Genomic DNA, 15,470 nt, shown 5'->3' with positions numbered 1-15,470 from the left:
CGCGCGCGGCGGCCGACCCATGCTCCCCCGCGGGGTCTCGGTGACCCTTGTCGAGCCCCAGTATCCGGTCAACGTAGGACACGTGGCCAGGCTCGTCATGAACTTCGGCGTAGAGAGGCTCTACCTCGTGAAGCCCAAGGTCGACATGTCGATGGCCGGGGTCTACGCTTCGCACGCTTCCAAGGTCCTCGACGACGCGGTCGTGGCCTCTCTGGACAGGGTCAGGGAAGAGAACGAGCTGATGATCGCGACGACGGCTGTCAGGGCTGCCAGCAAGTCCAACATCATCAGGAGGACGGTGGGCCCGGACAGGCTCCACGAGGTCCTCTCTTCGGCGAGGACCTCCTCGCTGGTCTTCGGGAGGGACTCGACAGGCCTGCGCAACGAAGAGATCAAGCTCTGCGATGCGACGACCACTATCGAGACCTCGGCGAGGTACAGGGCCCTGAACCTGGGGCACGCGGCTGCGATAGTCCTCTACGCGGCGTCGAGGGGAAAGTCCGGGCCCCGCTCCGCCCAGAGCCGGCGCGCGAGGGAGGTCTTCGCGAAGAGTCTGCAGGAACTTGGCGGGGCCTCGAGGCTCCCGAAGCACAAGGCCGAGGGCCTCTTCGAGGCTGGAAAGAGGATCGCGAGCACCTCCAGGCTGACCGACAAGCAGCTCAACTTGCTGTCGGGGGTCCTTGGGAAGGCCCTCAGCACGATAGATTCGCTTCAGGATTCTGACTCGAAGACGTAGACCCCCCGCCTGACCCACCTGGTGCTTTCGAAAGAGAGGCGGACCGGGTACTCGAAGCCGACGGGACCAGGCTGGTAGAGGTGGAGCCCGAGCTTCCGGCCGTCGAGGGCCATCGAGACCTCCTCGCCGTCCATGGTCTGGATGACTGGCACGACTATCACTATCCTTCCGCTGCGCTGGAGGACGTTCGCCATCGAAGCGAGAGCGCTCGTGTAGGTCTCGCTCGCAGACCTGATCATCTCCCGGGCGGTCGCCGTCCTTGGCCTGGCCTCGAGCCTCGGGAGGAGAACTGGTTCGGAGACTACTCCGTCGACCTTGGTCCCTCTGAGCATGCGGGCCAGGTCCCTTGCGTCCCCCTTCCTGATGTCGTATCCTAGGTTCCTGCCGCCGCCGACAGTCCACTGGAGGTTCTGCCTCGCGTCCTGTACCCTGCTGGCCCTCGCGTCTAGCCCTAGGCAGCGCAGCCCCTTGAGGGAGGCTTCCATCAGTATCGTCCCGGAGCCGCAGAAGGGGTCGAGGACAACGCCTCCGGGGCCTAGGCCCGAGAGGTTGACGAGGACGGATGCGAGTCGGGGGGAGAGCGAGATGTCCGAGTGAGGGGTCGGCTTGCGCGTCCCCCTCGCCCTGATGGAGGCCGAGTCCGGGACCCAGGCCGTGGTCCCCATCGCGAGTCCCCCCTGATAGGGGAAGGCGACCACGTCCACCGCCGCCCTGGAGAGGACCTGCTCTGCGACCAGCTCGTTTCCGTCCGGCCTCAGGAGGCGGACCTTGCGCAGACCATGGCTCCGGACCCCGTCAAGGATCGACCTGACGAGCGTGTCGTAGTCGTCCTCGGGGAGGTCGTAGCCGCTCAGAGAGAGGTTGGACTTGTCGTCGAGGAGAGCGGTCAGACCCTCTACGAAGCTTCCGATGTCAGAGGAGGGCGAGTCGGGAAAGGCTTCGAGGGGGACTATCTTGTGGGACCCGGCGAGCGAGTCGACCAGGCCCTTGTCGAGGGCGCCGAGGTGGAGGACTGCGACCCTCTCGGTTGGGGACTCGGCCTTCCGGACTGCATCCCCGAGGACCGAGCATGCCTCGAGAATCGAGAGCTTTCCGTGGGCGAGGACGAGCGCGAAGCGGCCAGACTTCGGCGTGCTGGGGAGGAGGTAGGGCAATCGGGGGCGAGCCCCGACTGGAGGTCTAAACTCTTTCCGGCCGGAGGAGGGTCGTGGAGGCCACCCCAGCGTGAAGATTAATTAGGGGTCGAGGTCGGCTGGCCAATTCCGAGCTGTGAGAGGTTGCACGGTAAGAACTATCGTCAGGTCAAAGGCATGGCGTACACCAGCAAGAAGTTCGCCCCTGGTGCGCCCAATCCGAAGGTGGCCAGGTTCACTACTGGGAAGGCCAACCCAGACTACGACTTCATGCTGAAGCTAATCTCAGAGGGACGCGTCCAGATAAGGCACAACGCGCTCGAGGCGGCGAGGGTGGCGGCCAACAAGAAGATGGCCCTGATAGGGGAGGAAAGCTACTTCCTGCTGGTCAAGACCTACCCGCACCTGATACTCAGGGAGAACAAGATGATCGCGACCGCGGGCGCGGACAGGCTCCAGGAGGGCATGCGCAAGGCCTTCGGCAAGCCGATCGGCCTGGCGGCGCGGGTCAAGATCGGGGACACGATCCTCGAGCTGAGCCTCAAGGCGGAGAACTTGGAGAAGGGGAGGGATGCCATGAAGGCCGCCTCTACCAAGCTCCCGATGAAGACCCATACCGATATCCTTCAGCTCCAGAAGAAGATAGCGGCTTGACGATCAGAATCGACGAGGCCAAGGTCTTCGAGATAATCGAAGCCAAGAGGCCCTCTGTAGTCCTTGTGAACGCCCCAGGCGGTCTACTCAGGCAGACCAAGGGCCTGATGGAGAGGGTCCGAGAGAAGTATGGAGTGACGTGCATCCTCGCCGGGGACAGCTGCTATGGGATCTGCGACACAGTGGACGACGAGGTCGAGAAGCTCCACGCGGACCTTGCCCTCCACATCGGACACAACGCGGCGGTGAACATGGTCGGAGACTACAGCTACCTGATCGACGCGGTCGACGACGTCCACTTCGACGAGGTCGTGGAGACAGCGCTTCCTGTCCTGGCCCCTTACAAGAAGGTGGGACTCGTGACATTCAGCCAGCACCTGCACCAGCTCGCCCCCGTCCGACAGAAGCTCGAGGAGAAGGGGTTCGACGTCACTGTGGGCAGGGGAAACAACCTGATGCTCGAAGGGCAAGTCTTCGGCTGCGACTTCTCAACCGCGTTCCCGACGCGGGACGGCGTGGAGGCCTACGTCTTCCTTGGGGAGAGTGAATTCCATGCGGTGGGCCTGGCGCTGGCGACAGGCAAGCCGACCTACATGCTCGACCCGTACATGAACGAGGTGACAGACATGAGGGAGGCCGCCGAGGAGAGGAGGAAGAGGGCGATACTGGGGGTGTACAAGGCCCTCGACGCCCGTGTCTTCGGCGTGATCACGGGGCTGAAGGAGGGCCAGAAGATGCTCGGAAGGAGCAAGTGGATCTCGAAGAGGCTCGAAATGAACGGGAGGAAGGTAATCCAGCTTGCGCTCAGGGACGTGACCGCCGAGAGGCTCGCGCCTCACAGGGAGATAGAGGCCTTCGTTCAGACGGCCTGCCCGAGGATTTCAATCGACGGGTTCACGTTCGACAGGCCTGTCCTGTCGATTCCCCAGGCGGACGCCCTCGTGGCGCTCATGGAGGGAAGGGATATCGGGGAGTTCCTGGAGAGGCCGAAGTGGATAGAGCTGACGGTGGGGTTGATCAAGAAGTGACGAAGAAGGAAGGAGCGGTCTTCCCTGGGGACAAGCTGGCCATCACTGAAGAGTTCCTGCCAGGGCCAATGACCTATGAGAAAGAGGGCAAGATCAGGGCGCTCCGGGTGGGCAGCCTACAGAAGGACGGGCAGAAGATGGAGATCTCTGTCTCCCCGTCCGTCGAGCGCGCGAGCATCAAGATCGACGACTGGGTGACCGGCCAGGTCGAAGGGGGCAATGCGAGCTCGGCCACAGTGAAGCTGTACTACCACAACGGGAACCCCACCTACAAGGACTTCGCAGGGATGCTCACCCTCAGAGGACTGGGAGGCGGCAGGGAGAGGGGAGCCAGGAGGGGGACCCCAGTCAAGCAGGGCGACATAGTCAGGTGCAGGGTCTTCAGCCTGACGAACAACATAATCCACCTGACGATCGACGAGCCCGACATGGGAGTCGTGGCGGCCCAGTGCAGCAACTGCGGGAAGCAACTCTCGAGAGGGAACGAGTCCAGGGCAAAGTGCGTCGAGTGCGGCAACGTGGAAGAGAGGAAGCTGGCCGCAGACTTCGGCAACGCCCCAATTCAACCGTGAGCTTATTAACGAGAAACCTCGGGCGAGCCAAACGAGATGCAGGTCCAGACTACCAGCGAAGATGAGAAGGGGCTTACAGTCGAGATAACGGGAGAGGACTACTCCCTCGGCGAGATAGTCCACCACGAGCTCCTCGAGGAGAAGAACGTCACCTTCGCAGGAGTCCTGCCTCCTCATCCTCTCATCAAGAAGCTGGTCCTCAAGGTGAGGGCCCAGAGGATAAAGCCAGAGAAGGCCTTCTCGAACGGCGTCGAGAGGGCGTCCGAAACCACCAAGGAGCTCTTCGAGGGCGTGAAGAAGGCCCTCGGCGGTGGGTCTTCCTGAAGTTCTGCCCAAAGTGCGGAACCCGTCTCAAGCTAAAGCAGGTGAAGGGTCCGCGCGAGGTCGCGATCACCTATCTTTGCGACAACTGCGGGTACTCCAACAAGGCGGGCAAGACGGTCATGCAGGCCACCGAGGAGGAGTTGGTCAGCACAAACGACCAGATCAAGATAGTCGGGGAGAAGGAGGCCAAGCTCAGCTCGCTTCCAACCACGAAGATCGAGTGCCCGAAGTGCGGCAACGGCGAGGCGATGTGGTGGTTCCTGCAGACGAGGAGCGGCGACGAGCCGCCGACCCAGTTCTACAGGTGCGTGAAGTGCAACCACACCTGGAGGTCATACTCTTGAGAGGTTGGGAACAAGATTGTCCCCGTATCAGCCTCCTGGCGTAGCTGTTCCTAGGCTTCGTCCCGAGTGCTGATTTCCACCGCGTCCCCGTTCGCTACCAGGATGCCGGCGTTCGCAGCTGGAATCGAAGCCACGTCGTCGACCTCGAAGGGGCCGTATCGCTTCAGGTCAAGTCCGACAAGCTCGCTCACCTGTTTCGTGAACCTGACAGTGACGCTCCTGCCCACCTCGTTTCTGTGTGCCATGTCGATGAAGGAGGGCTGCCCCTTCGAGACTGCCTCCACGAATCCCTTGAAGCGGCTCTCGAACTTCTGGCGCGCGGAGGCCACGTACCGCTCTTCCGGGAGGAGTTGGAGGTACTGCTTCTGGAGGACCGCCTTGCGGATTCTTGCCTCCAGGAGCTCTTTTGCCATCGACTCGAGCATGCCTGCCTGGATTCCGATGAGCCTCACCGCCGCATCGCTGGCGCCGCCCCCTGCGGAGCGCTTGAGCTTCTGGCTGTAGGAGGAGATCTTGGAGTAGAAGTCGCTCGGTAGTGGGACGAGATGGGACGACTGGAGCTCCGAGTCGAGCTGCCTCTTGAGATACTCGAGAACCTGTTCTGCCAACTACGAGACCTCCGCGAGCCCCCTGGTAAGGATTGAGACCGCGGCGTAGGTCGGGAGCTCGACGCTCTCCGAGAGGAAGGGCCCAAAGTCTTTCCCGCCGATCCTGAAGTGGGGGAAGAAGTCGACCTTGAGGCGGACCTCCTTGGCCCCGAGGACGACCGGGTCCTTCTGCGGGTCGAAGGCGTCGAGGGACTTCACCCTGGCCTTGGCCATGCCAGTGTTTCCGTGGAGGGTCCCGGCGAGCCTGAAGACCCTGTGTACGTCGGTCGTCACGGAGGAGTCCACGAGGGCCCTCTGAGTGTTCACCGCCTCTGAGACGAGCTTCTGGAGAGTCCCCTGGTACTGGGAACGGCGCTCGTCAACGTAGCCCGTTATCCTCCTGGTCCAGCCCTCCCCCAGAGGCGCCCCCGTCGGCCGCCTCCTCAGGCCCGCGGCCATCGATTGGCTCGGAGGGAGCGAAGATCCCCTGACATACTCTGCGACCTCGGCCCTGGCCTGCTGATCGAGTTGGAAGAAGCGCGGGTCCATCACGTACAGGTGGTAGCCCCTGTTCCCCGAGAAGTATGTCGTGATCAGCCCCGGCTCGACCCCGAAGTCCTCCTCGAGCAGCGTTGCGACACGGCCCGCATGTTCCTTCGCCGCCCCGAGGCAGACGTCGCAGGTCCCGTGGTACTCTTCGGTCGGACCCCCGCACTTCGTGCACTTCGGGGGGCGTGGGAGCTTGGCTGAGTGGTGGCACTTCTCGCAGTACCACAGGTCGTGTCCGCGCTTGCAGGGGGTGGGGATGTCGGTCGCGTCGATGTCGAAGATCAGCTCGGCGCCGCGCCATCCTTTCTCCTCGATCGGCAGCGTGGGAGAGTCGTACTTCGCGTTTGAGCAGTATACGGAGGAGGGAGACTGCTTTAGGAACTCGGCCAGGGCCTCGCCTGCGCTCCTGAACGAGAGGTGGCGGACCATCCCCCCTCCGAAGGGGATGTAGCCGAACTCCCTGGACTCCACCTCTTCAGGGAACTCTACGGAGTCTGGGGCCCGGAAGTAGTATTCTTTGTAGGCCTGCCTGAGGAATGAGAGCGTCGCGGCGTTCAAGCTGGTCTGAGCCGCCTCCGGAGGCAGATAAGCTGTCGCCCCTCGCAGCCTAGTCGAACATCCTGAAGATCAGAAAGAGCATCGCCGAGGCCCCAATCGCCCCTCCGATCGCCCCGCCGTACAGCGTGCCCCTCGACGTAAGGGTCAGCAGGAAGCCCAGAAAGGCGCCGAGAGCGACTCCTGCCCCTCCCTCGGCTGCCACGAGGTAGGCTGCGTTGACCGCGATGTCCCTCTCGATGAGCACGTTGGCCGGTTTGCCCTCGAACTTGGCGATGCCCGCTCGGGTCGCGGACGCGACCCTCCTGACCAGCACGTTGGACTTCGTCCTCGGGAAGTACTTTGAAAATTCGTTGATCCCCGGGAACATCTCCGTCTTCAACTCGACCTCGTACGTCCCGGGGGCGCTGGCGCTTTGCCTGACCCGAAGGAAGGCGTACTGGACATTGAAGTGAGGGTTCTCCATGTAGAGCCTGCCCTCGAAGCGACCTTTGCTGTCGAGCTTGGCATCGGAGAGCAGGTCGATGCCCAGAAGCTGTGAGACGTTGGCCCTCAGGGACTCCATCAAGAGCTCGTACCTCTGGGGTATCAATCGACCGGCCGTGGGGTTGTCGTCTAATCTAGGTTCTGCCCAGAGTGGTTAGTCGCTGACTCTCGGAGCGAGGAAGTAGTGGAGCCTCGCCCCCTGGTCGTTGAGCTTGAACTCTAGTCTGATCGGCTTCTTGGTGGAGAACTCGGCCACAAGCGTGTCGGATACGCCGCCGACCGCCTTCGTGATTCCAATCAGATAGTCGATCGAGTACGTGGCCTTGCTCTCCGCTCCCACCTGCAGGTCGAGGACGTCGGCGTCGTTCTTCTCCAGTTGGATCGAGGCCTGGCCCACGTCTGACTTGCCTGAGAAGGAGAGCTTGTCTTTGGAGGCCGAGATTGTTACCTGGTCGGAGACGACGGAGATGTCGCTCAGGACCTTCTCGAAGATGGTCTTTGTCAGCGTGGTCTTCGTGTCGAACTCCAGTTTGGGCAGGGGAGCAGCGCCGCCCGTGCTCTCGATGAGATGTATGGTGAACTCACGCTTGTAACCGTTCATGAACTTCATCATTATCGCGTCCTCCTCCGTCGACATGATCTCAACGCTGTCCTTCCCGTCGGAGCGCCCGACCAGCTTGACCAGGTCCTCGACCCGGAGGCTGAACTTGAAGGGCTTGTCTACTTCGTACTTTTCGAAGCTGACGTTTGGCAGCGTGAGGTCCACGAGGGCGACGTGTGACGGGTCCATGGCCCTGAAGGTGAGGGCTTCGCTGGTCGCTTCGAAGGTCGCTTCCTCCACCAGGGTCTTCACGGCTGCGGCGACTGCCTTCCACTCTTGGCTGGTCGCGGTCTTCGCGAAGAACAATTCGGTCAGGGCCAGACCTGGCCCGTAATTAACCTGTTTTCCCTCTGGCCCACTTTTACGAAGGGGACGCCGAAATTGAATCGGCCTTGCACATGTAGCACCCCTGCGACCGCCAATACCAGAAGTTGTGTTCGCGGCAGTAGCGTGAGTACTGTTGCACCGGGTAGTAGGGTCGCCTGGGATTTAACGGGCAGCGAGCCTAGCTGGGGAAGACGGGCTTGGGCAGAGGGGCCCCGCAATTCATGCACGCCTTGCTGAAGCGCTGCGAAGTCCCGCAGTACTGGCACTTGACCATGACCGAGTCGGGCGGGGGAGGAGGCGGGAAGGCCGTCTGATCGGAAATAGGGCGCTGGACCCGAGAGGAACCGCCCAGCCCTCTGGCCACGGCCACTACGATGATTATGATGACAAAGAAGGTGAGAATCAGGCCGAACGGCCCGGGCCCGGCCTGGAGCCAAGGGGCGGAAGAGAGCAAGGCGGGGCCTACCAGCTGAGCTTCACCTCCGTCTGGTCCTCCGGGTGGCGCAGGAAGCCGGCATCCCCTTTGAGGAGCAGGGTGTATTCGATCGAAGGGCCGTCGCAGAGGACGAAGGTGCCTTCGACGCCTCCTCCGAAGAGCCCCCCGTCGATGGCGGCCCCCAGGCCCGTCATGACGTCCACCAGTTGGTTCTGGTTCATCGACCCGTGGGTCACGAGGCAGAGGTCGAAGTTCCTCATGACCGGCGTCCAGGTGAACTCCTGAGTCCCGGTCTTGGCCTGGCCGATGGTCTCATCGCAACTGGCTGACTGAAGGCGCCTCTTGAGAGTGAGCGACGCTCCCTTCATCTGGGAGCCCGAGAGGGTGACCTTGGCCTCGATCCCTCCGACCGCAGTGGGCCCGGCTGTCGCGCTCGCCTGGGAAGAGTCGTGCTGCACAGAGAGGAGCGGCTTCCCGAAGGTAGGCCTCAGCTGGAACCATGGGGACCGTATGAAGAAGGCCCAGACGTCCTGCCCGAGGGGGACGTCGACGTGGAGCGCGGTCGCCGTGATTACGCCCTCCATCCTCCCCTTCAGGATTCCTGCGGAAGGGATGATTTCGCCCAGCTCGATGGTAAGGATTGAAGCCCCCTCCTCGGAGGTCGACTCCTGTGCCCCGACCTCGCGCGACTCGAGCATCGAAGGGTCAAACTTCCAGACCTGAGTCTTCCCCTCCTGCACCCAATGGAAGAGCATCTCCCCGACCCCCGCGTAGACGGCCCGGTGCCTCAGCGGCCCGTCGGTCCTGAGCCTGAGGACGGGCTTTCCCTCCGCGATGATGTACTCGGCCCTCACCGAACCCACAAGGCTGTAGACCGGCAACGGCACCCTCCGAGCGGTCCCTTCGATTTATCGATTATACAACCCTCCTTGCTGGTTAAGTCCTCCACGCCGCTCGACGGCCGTACGCATCTTGAGAGTCTCCCTCTCCAGTTATCCGGGTCCGGACAGCAAGGTCTTCTCCCTCGTCGCCAAAGTTCCCTTCACGCCGGTCGACATCGACGTCGGCCGTCTCGCGAGGGGCGAATGGGACGCACTGAGGGACAGGTTCAGAGTCTGGTTCATCCCGCAGATCGAGGGCCGCAACGACAAGCCCCTCTGCAACTTCACTGTGAGGAAGCTCGACAAGGAGACGGGAGTCTTGATCTTCATGCACCTGACCCTCAACCTGGATGCGGTCATAGGGAACGGCAGGGACGATGAGAACTTCGTCATAGGAATCCTCTGCAACGACGACGTCCGGGCCAGGACCACCTTGGGGTGCATCCTCGACAACCCGCCCGCCTACCACAAGAGGCGCGAGATCGCGCTCGTCGAGTCGAGGTGGAGGCGCGACCCGCCCACGCTGATGTACTACCTGGCCAACGTCCACTCCGTCCAGTCGGCGAGCCTCCCGGGGCCCAGGGCCTCATTGAGCGTCAGCGGGGAAGCATCCGACAAGATGCTCGCCATCATGAAGGACGGGATGGGCGGATGGTGGAGGTCTGCTCCCGACGACCACGAAGAAGATTAGAGAGGCCCGACCGGGCCCAAGTAGGACTGAACCGACCAAGGCTTTTAAGGGGAGGGGCGCGGACGGCCAAAACCCCGCTGAGACAATGAAGTTTCCAAAAGAAATCAGGACACACTGTCCCTGGTGCAAGAAGCACACGCCACACTCGGTCGCCCTATACAAGAGAGGAAAGGAGAGGGCCGGTTCTTGGGGCGCCAGAAGGCAGGCTGGCAGGAAGAGAGGGTACGGCGGCCAGAAGTTCCCGGAGCTGATCAGGACCGCAAAGACGACCAAGAAGGCGACTATCCGGCTGAAGTGCAAGGAGTGCAACAGGGAGATGATGAGAGACGGAATCAGGCTCAGGAAGGCGGAGATAGCGGCATGAAGCGCGAACGAGAGCCGATTCCCAAGATGAAGAGCGAGTTTCTGATGATAAGGGACGACGAGTGCAAAGCGGAGAAGATAATGTTCTCCAACGCGACAAAGATCGTGAACTGCAGTGGTTGCGGTAGGACCCTCGCAGAGAACAGGGGAGGCAAGGCGGTCCTGCTCGCCAACGTTACTGTGGTCAAGCACCTGGGCTAGGCCAAACAACTAATACGACTTCGAGCGTGACCAGTCATGATGAGCACTGAGAAGCAGCTCCCCGAGTCAGGCGAAATCGTCGTCTGCACGGTGAAGGAGATTACTTCGCACGGGATCTACGTGAGCCTCGACCAGTACGAGGGGACCAACGGCTTCCTCCACGTCTCTGAGATTTCGACCGGCTGGGTCAGGAACATCGAACGCGTCGCCAAGGTCTCGCAGAAACTGGTCCTGAAGGTCATCAGGGCCAACAGGGCGAGGAGGGAGATCGACCTCTCGCTCCGGCAGGTCACCAACGAGGAGAGGCGGGCCAAGGTAATAGAGTGGAAGAGGGAGGAGAGAGCGCTCGCGATACTCGGCGGGATCGGAAAGAAGCTAGGATTAGATGAAGCGCAGGAGCGGGCCCTGCGGGTAAAGCTCGAGGAGCAGTTCGGGACCCTCTACGAGGCGCTCGAGACCGCGTCCAAGAAGGGCGAGAAGGGCCTCGCGGCCGCAGAACTCCCGGACAAGACTGCGAAGGCGGTCGCGGAGCTTGCGTCCGAGAAGATTACGCCCCCGAGGTACGAAGTGGGCGCCCTTGTAGAAGTCTCTTCGAGGTCCCCCAAAGGGATCGAGGAGGTCAAGAAGAACCTGATGGCCGCGTCCCAAGCGCCATCAGCAGACGTGCACATCACCTACGCCGGAGCCCCGAGGTACAGGGTCAGGATAACCGCAGACGACTACAAGCAGGCCGAGAAGGCCCTGGACAGCGTCATCGAGAAGATCAAGGACGGAGTAGGGAAGCACGACGCTTTCAGCTTCAAGCGCGAGATTTCGAGGAAGTACGGCGGCGCGTCTTGAAAGGCCTCATGCTGAAGTGCGTCGACTGTGGGAGGTACACCCTCAGCGAGAAGTGCCCAAGCTGCGGTGGTAAGACCATCACGGTCCACCCGGCGAGATATTCTCCGGACGACAGGTACGCCAGGTACAGGAGCCCGATGGCCTACGAAGAGGCCGCTCAGAGTACCTGATAGATCAGGATCGCCGTAAAGCAGTTCAGCGACGGGTTCCCAGGACAGGGAACCGGGGCGCCCATGCTCGGCGAAGCGTACGCGAGCCTGAAGAGGCTGGTGCTGTTCGAGGGGTAGGTGTAGTGGGCCGGGTAGGTGAACGCCTCGATCGGGGGGTTCCCGTTGGAGCCGACCCGATAGGTCTGCGAGATCGTGATAGTAGGTTGGCCCGTGGTCTGTGATGTGCTGCCCACGAGGTAGCCGCCCAGCCTGAACGGGAGCATCTGGCCGAAGAGCGTGTTGTTCAGCGCGTAAGGCGTGAGGTTGAAGTCGTCGATGGCCGTGCAACCTGGCGTGTTGAGGTTCGGGCACTCCAAGAACTTGGACTCGGTCAGGTTCCCGATCCGGATGAACCACTGCTTCTTGCTCTCGTCGCCGCCGCCAGCCGTGAAGCCAGCCCCGTTGGGCACCTGCAGGACGTAGTAGGACTGCTGCGTCCCTGTTTGGGACTGGAGCGGGACCACGCTCCCGGTGATGAATATGGCGACGTAGGTCGGCCTGTCACCGCCTATGCTCTTTGCGATTAGGTGGGCCTGCGTGGCGTTCGACATGAACATCTGGCCGATCAGCGCTATGCGCGTGCTGTTCAGGGTCGCGTTGTCAGCGGTCGTGGTCCTGTTGCCCATGATTGCGAACCAGTAGCCGTAGTCCCACCAGGAGATCACCACAGAATTGGTCGCGGTATCAGAGGAGACCCAGTGCAGCGTCTGGACCCAATCCCCGAAGGAGGCCCTGGAGTAGACCGTGGCTCCGTTGGCCAGGCTGACCGCGCTGTCGGCTGGACTGTTGTCGCAGAAGGAGAGGATGTTGGAGCCTGTGCATGCTATCGGGTTCGGGATCCAATAGGCGCCGGCCGGGAGGACGATCAGGACTACTATGGCCAGCGAGAAGACTACCTTCATCTCGCTCCTCGAGGATGAGGCGAGCTGCCTCTTCTTTACCAGGGGAGTGGTCCCTGGCTTTACCAATGCGAAGGCCAGCTCCGCGAAGCCGATGCCGGCGAGGAGCCCCAGAGCAATGGAAGAGTAAACGAGGAGCCTGGAGAAAGCCGACGAGAAGTACAGCCCCGTCAGGCCGAAGACGAGCGCGTAGGTCATCGGGACGCTCCTCCGCCTGAGGGCGATCAGCGCCCCCACCATTCCGAAGGAGAGGAGGATCGCGTAAGAGGTGAAGTAGTCTGCGCCCGTCGGGACGAAGTGCTCCGCGACCGACTGGACGAGCGCGTTGCCGCTCCTGGCCCACGGTGCGATCGCCGAGATGTACCTCAGCGAGAGCCCGCCCACGAGCCCGAAGCTGACGAGCGAGAGTCCTGCGATTATGAAGGCGAAGAGGAGCTTGCCGAGGGTCCGCCTGTACTCCTTCGGGTCGGACCAGGTCTTGGCCCACTGCGCCGCGAGGACGAAGACCGTCCCACCGATCAGCGCCAAGCCGACAGGGTTGGTCACGATGGCAGGGCCGGGGCGCGGGAAGATGGAGCTGACGAAGATCGTAGCTGCGGTGAAGGAGACGATAGCAGGGCTCAGTTCCTTCAGGTCGATGTTCATGAACGGAAGAATCAGGAACATGATGCCGAAAGCCGCTGAGAAGAAGTCGCCGCCTCCCCATGCCGCGTTCGCGTAGCCGACCAGGAGTCCCGCAGCGACGGCCCTGAGGACCCTGCTCCTGAGGAGCCTCTCCTTGTCGAAGACTGTAAGCACGATGTAGCTGGCCGAGACGAAGAGCAGTATCGCGAGAGGCTCAGACTTGAACCATCCGAGGTTCCCTCTCTCGATCAGAGGCGGCGAGACTGCGAAGACGAGCGCGGAGAAGAGACCGGCCGCGTCGCCCGCGATCTTCCTCACCAGGAAGAAGAAGACGATCGAGGTCACGGCTCCGAAGATGACTGGGAGGAGGACCAGGAGGTCGTACAGCGTAATCTGGACCCCGAAGACGTTGTGGACCAGCAGGAAGATCATCGCGCCCGCCAGCTGGAGGCCTCCCTGCGAGGTCCCGGCGACGTCCCGGCCGTAGGGATACCAGGTGGCTATGTCGTGCCAGTAAAAGTAGCCCTGCTGTGCGTGGCATGCGGTGTAGATTGTTGAGCCGCAGTCGGCCGGGTTGTTGAAGAGCGCGTAGAAGAGCCCGTGCTGCTGGGCCAGCGTCGCGATGTGCGAGGCAGCGTAGTAGTCGTAGTAGGGGTCGAACTCGCCCAGATAGAACCCGTACCTGGCGGAGTAGGCCCTGATAGTCACCGCCACTGTGAAGACGATGGAGAGGACCATCGCGAGCATGATCGACCTGCGCGAGACCTCAGGCCTCTTGACGAGGGACCTGAGACCGCCGAGGGAGAATCGCAAATCGGGCGGCGGACGGCGCTGGGGTATTAAAAGTGGCCCTCTCTCACTTCAATAGAGAGGAAAGATACGCCGAGTAGGCCTTCGCGTCGAGGAGGTTCCCCCGCTCGGAGTCGAAGTCCGGGGCCTCGACGACTACCAGCCAGCCCTCTCCATAGGGGGACTTGTTGACCAGCTCCGGGCTCATGTCCAGCTTCGAGTTGACCTTGACGACTGTCCCGGAGAGGGGGGAGTAGAGCTCGGAGACCGCCTTGATCGACTCCACCGTCCCCATGACCTTGAACTGGATGAGCTTCTCCCCGGCCTTGGGGGAGGTCACGTACACGACGTCGTTGAGCGTCTTGGCTGCGTAATCAGTGATCCCGACCGTGACAGACGCGCCGTCTGCCTTCGCCCATTCGTGCTCCTTGGTGTACAGGAGGTCGTCCGGGACGGAGTACCCCCCGACTTGCATCCGAGGCGCCCGCGAGCGGCGGGCTATTTACCGTTGCTCCGGCGCTTCCAACCGTAGACGTCTTGGTCGTAGAATGGCGGCTTCACGACCTTCCCTTCCTGCCTAGAGCCCCTGACCACGACGCCGACCTCGGAGCCGACGTCCGAAGCGGGAGAGAGATAGGACAGGGCGATTCCCTTCCTGAGTATCGGAGAGAATCCTCCGCTCGTGATTGTCCCCACTTTCCCCGAACCGTCCACGACTTCGAACCCGTGACGCGGAATCCCCTGCTCCAGCACAAGCCCCCTCCGGACGGATGATGGCCCCTGCGCGGCCAGGCTCTCTATCGCCTCCGACCCTACGTAGGCCCCCTTGTCGGGTGATATGACCCACGCGAGGTCTGCCTGGTAGGGGTCCGTTGCTTCGTCGATGTCGGACCCGTGGAGGGGCAGGCCTGCCTCCAGCCGCAGGGAGTCCCTTGCCCCGAGTCCGCACGGGGCAGACGTCGCCGCCAGCCTCTCCCAGAAGTTGACCGCCGCCTGCGGGTTCTCGTTCGTAGGCCCATACACTATCACCTCGAACCCGTCCTCGCCCGTGTACCCCGTCCTCGATATGAGGGCCTCCTCTCCGAGGACCCTGGCCCTCGAGCTCCTGAACTTCTTCAGCTGCGCAAGGTCGATGTCGGTCAGTGGCTGCAGAGAGGCCTGGGCCTGCGGCCCCTGGATGGCGACCATGGCAGAGCCTGACGTCAGGTCCTCGACCTGGGCCCCCTCTTTGGGCAGGCGGCCCTTGAGGTGCTCAAGGTCCTTCGAGGCGTTGGCCGCGTTTACGACGAGCAGGTACTCCTCAAGGCCCAGCTTCGCGATGATTAGGTCGTCTATGATCCCCCCTCTCTCGTTCAGAAGCATCGTGTAGAACGCCCTCCCCGCCTGCTGGCGCGCGACCCCGGTCGGGACCATCCCCTCGAGGTAGGCGGTGGAGCCGCGCCCCTTGAGCGAGAAGCGCCCCATGTGGGAGACGTCGAAGATTCCAGAGCCATTGCGGACCGCCATGTGCTCCTCCGTCGTGGTTGTGTACCAGAGCGGCATGTCGTATCCGGCAAACTCGGTCATCTTGGCATGGGCTGCGTGGTAGGAGTGGAGCTGGGTCTCCAGCGGCATGGGACCGTGCGAGACTTTAGTCTATTT

The 15,470-nt window shown here is 62.3% G+C and carries 21 protein-coding genes; 11 read left to right on the top strand and 10 right to left on the bottom strand.

Features of this window, described 5'->3' with window-relative positions:
• Positions 1-19 precede the first annotated feature (19 nt).
• Complete coding sequence (locus HY247_06345) at positions 20-736, top strand: RNA methyltransferase (GenBank protein ID QQG48363.1); 717 nt, start codon at positions 20-22, stop codon at positions 734-736.
• On the opposite strand, the gene HY247_06340 is transcribed toward HY247_06345, so the two are convergent.
• Positions 712-1,890: a hypothetical protein gene (locus tag HY247_06340; protein ID QQG48362.1), complete on the bottom strand. Its 1,179-nt coding sequence runs from the start codon at positions 1,888-1,890 to the stop codon at positions 712-714. The genes HY247_06345 and HY247_06340 overlap by 25 nt on opposite strands.
• Before the next feature lie 156 nt (positions 1,891-2,046).
• Here HY247_06340 and HY247_06335 point away from each other — a divergent pair, with 156 nt between their 5' ends.
• The 5 genes from HY247_06335 to HY247_06315 are packed head-to-tail and all read left to right on the top strand — an operon-like array spanning position 2,047 to position 4,791.
• Entirely contained in the window at positions 2,047-2,523 is a 477-nt protein-coding gene (locus HY247_06335) for a 50S ribosomal protein L16 (GenBank protein QQG49579.1), read from the top strand.
• Entirely contained in the window at positions 2,520-3,551 is a 1,032-nt protein-coding gene (dph2, locus tag HY247_06330; GenBank protein ID QQG48361.1) for a diphthamide biosynthesis enzyme Dph2, read from the top strand. The genes HY247_06335 and dph2 overlap by 4 nt, the downstream gene beginning before the upstream one ends.
• A complete protein-coding gene (locus tag HY247_06325; GenBank protein ID QQG48360.1) occupies positions 3,548-4,123 on the top strand; it encodes an exosome complex RNA-binding protein Csl4 in 576 nt (191 codons plus the stop codon). The genes dph2 and HY247_06325 overlap by 4 nt, the downstream gene beginning before the upstream one ends.
• Before the next feature lie 36 nt (positions 4,124-4,159).
• Positions 4,160-4,447: a hypothetical protein gene (locus tag HY247_06320; GenBank protein QQG48359.1), complete on the top strand. Its 288-nt coding sequence runs from the start codon at positions 4,160-4,162 to the stop codon at positions 4,445-4,447.
• Entirely contained in the window at positions 4,444-4,791 is a 348-nt protein-coding gene (locus HY247_06315) for a transcription factor S (protein ID QQG49578.1), read from the top strand. Before HY247_06320 ends, HY247_06315 begins: the two co-directional genes overlap by 4 nt.
• A 50-nt stretch (positions 4,792-4,841) precedes the next feature.
• Here the strand turns inward: HY247_06315 and HY247_06310 are convergent, their stop codons facing one another.
• From HY247_06310 to HY247_06285, 6 genes are all read right to left on the bottom strand, one after another.
• A complete protein-coding gene (locus tag HY247_06310; protein QQG48358.1) occupies positions 4,842-5,399 on the bottom strand; it encodes a DNA replication complex GINS family protein in 558 nt (185 codons plus the stop codon).
• On the bottom strand, positions 5,400-6,485 hold the full coding sequence (locus HY247_06305; GenBank protein ID QQG48357.1) for a hypothetical protein: 1,086 nt from the start codon (positions 6,483-6,485) through the stop codon (positions 5,400-5,402).
• Positions 6,486-6,534: 49 nt separating this feature from the next.
• Positions 6,535-7,074 carry a hypothetical protein gene (locus tag HY247_06300; protein QQG48356.1) on the bottom strand — a complete coding sequence of 180 codons (540 nt, stop codon included), beginning with the start codon at positions 7,072-7,074 and terminating at the stop codon, positions 6,535-6,537.
• 48 nt (positions 7,075-7,122) lie between these two features.
• Entirely contained in the window at positions 7,123-7,875 is a 753-nt protein-coding gene (pcn, locus tag HY247_06295) for a proliferating cell nuclear antigen (pcna) (protein QQG48355.1), read from the bottom strand.
• Positions 7,876-8,074: 199 nt separating this feature from the next.
• Positions 8,075-8,350 (bottom strand): hypothetical protein, encoded by a 276-nt coding sequence (locus HY247_06290; protein QQG48354.1) that lies wholly within the window; start codon positions 8,348-8,350, stop codon positions 8,075-8,077.
• A gap of 8 nt (positions 8,351-8,358) precedes the next feature.
• Positions 8,359-9,213, bottom strand: a complete 855-nt coding sequence (locus HY247_06285) for a hypothetical protein (GenBank protein QQG48353.1) — start codon at positions 9,211-9,213, stop codon at positions 8,359-8,361.
• A gap of 91 nt (positions 9,214-9,304) precedes the next feature.
• Here HY247_06285 and HY247_06280 point away from each other — a divergent pair, with 91 nt between their 5' ends.
• The 5 genes from HY247_06280 to HY247_06260 all read left to right on the top strand — a co-directional run bounded on the left by HY247_06280 (position 9,305) and on the right by HY247_06260 (position 11,478).
• Positions 9,305-9,904, top strand: a complete 600-nt coding sequence (locus HY247_06280) for a hypothetical protein (protein QQG48352.1) — start codon at positions 9,305-9,307, stop codon at positions 9,902-9,904.
• Positions 9,905-9,989: 85 nt separating this feature from the next.
• The gene (locus HY247_06275; protein QQG48351.1) at positions 9,990-10,268 is read left to right on the top strand and encodes a 50S ribosomal protein L44e; all 279 of its coding nucleotides are present in this window, start codon (positions 9,990-9,992) and stop codon (positions 10,266-10,268) included.
• 26 nt (positions 10,269-10,294) lie between these two features.
• Positions 10,295-10,468, top strand: coding sequence for a 30S ribosomal protein S27e (locus tag HY247_06270; GenBank protein ID QQG49577.1), 174 nt, complete (start codon positions 10,295-10,297; stop codon positions 10,466-10,468).
• Positions 10,469-10,504: 36 nt separating this feature from the next.
• On the top strand, positions 10,505-11,308 hold the full coding sequence (locus HY247_06265) for a translation initiation factor IF-2 subunit alpha (GenBank protein ID QQG48350.1): 804 nt from the start codon (positions 10,505-10,507) through the stop codon (positions 11,306-11,308).
• Positions 11,305-11,478, top strand: a complete 174-nt coding sequence (locus HY247_06260) for an RNA-protein complex protein Nop10 (GenBank protein QQG48349.1) — start codon at positions 11,305-11,307, stop codon at positions 11,476-11,478. Before HY247_06265 ends, HY247_06260 begins: the two co-directional genes overlap by 4 nt.
• Here the strand turns inward: HY247_06260 and HY247_06255 are convergent.
• From HY247_06255 to gcvT, 3 genes are read right to left on the bottom strand one after another with little or no spacing between them, the layout of a single operon-like run.
• Positions 11,466-13,853 carry a hypothetical protein gene (locus tag HY247_06255; protein QQG48348.1) on the bottom strand — a complete coding sequence of 796 codons (2,388 nt, stop codon included), beginning with the start codon at positions 13,851-13,853 and terminating at the stop codon, positions 11,466-11,468. The genes HY247_06260 and HY247_06255 overlap by 13 nt on opposite strands.
• A gap of 43 nt (positions 13,854-13,896) precedes the next feature.
• The gene (gcvH, locus tag HY247_06250; GenBank protein ID QQG48347.1) at positions 13,897-14,304 is read right to left on the bottom strand and encodes a glycine cleavage system protein GcvH; all 408 of its coding nucleotides are present in this window, start codon (positions 14,302-14,304) and stop codon (positions 13,897-13,899) included.
• Between the two features lie 23 nt (positions 14,305-14,327).
• Entirely contained in the window at positions 14,328-15,443 is a 1,116-nt protein-coding gene (gcvT, locus tag HY247_06245) for a glycine cleavage system aminomethyltransferase GcvT (GenBank protein ID QQG48346.1), read from the bottom strand.
• Positions 15,444-15,470 lie beyond the last annotated feature (27 nt).

The sequence above is a fragment of the archaeon genome, assembly GCA_016432545.1.
GTDB lineage: Archaea > Thermoproteota > Nitrososphaeria > Nitrososphaerales > Gagatemarchaeaceae > UBA183.
This window is presented reverse-complemented; position numbering and strand designations above follow the sequence as displayed.

Bases quoted from the DNA above. Each gene is read 5' to 3' on its own strand.
- HY247_06345 (QQG48363.1), top strand. From the start codon at position 20: ATGCTCCCCCGCGGGGTCTCGGTGACCCTTGTCGAGCCCCAGTATCCG.
- HY247_06335 (QQG49579.1), top strand. From the start codon at position 2,047: ATGGCGTACACCAGCAAGAAGTTCGCCCCTGGTGCGCCCAATCCGAAG.
- HY247_06320 (QQG48359.1), top strand. From the start codon at position 4,160: ATGCAGGTCCAGACTACCAGCGAAGATGAGAAGGGGCTTACAGTCGAG.
- HY247_06275 (QQG48351.1), top strand. From the start codon at position 9,990: ATGAAGTTTCCAAAAGAAATCAGGACACACTGTCCCTGGTGCAAGAAG.
- HY247_06270 (QQG49577.1), top strand. From the start codon at position 10,295: ATGAAGAGCGAGTTTCTGATGATAAGGGACGACGAGTGCAAAGCGGAG.
- HY247_06265 (QQG48350.1), top strand. From the start codon at position 10,505: ATGATGAGCACTGAGAAGCAGCTCCCCGAGTCAGGCGAAATCGTCGTC.
- gcvH (QQG48347.1), bottom strand. From the start codon at position 14,304: ATGCAAGTCGGGGGGTACTCCGTCCCGGACGACCTCCTGTACACCAAG.
- gcvT (QQG48346.1), bottom strand. From the start codon at position 15,443: ATGCCGCTGGAGACCCAGCTCCACTCCTACCACGCAGCCCATGCCAAG.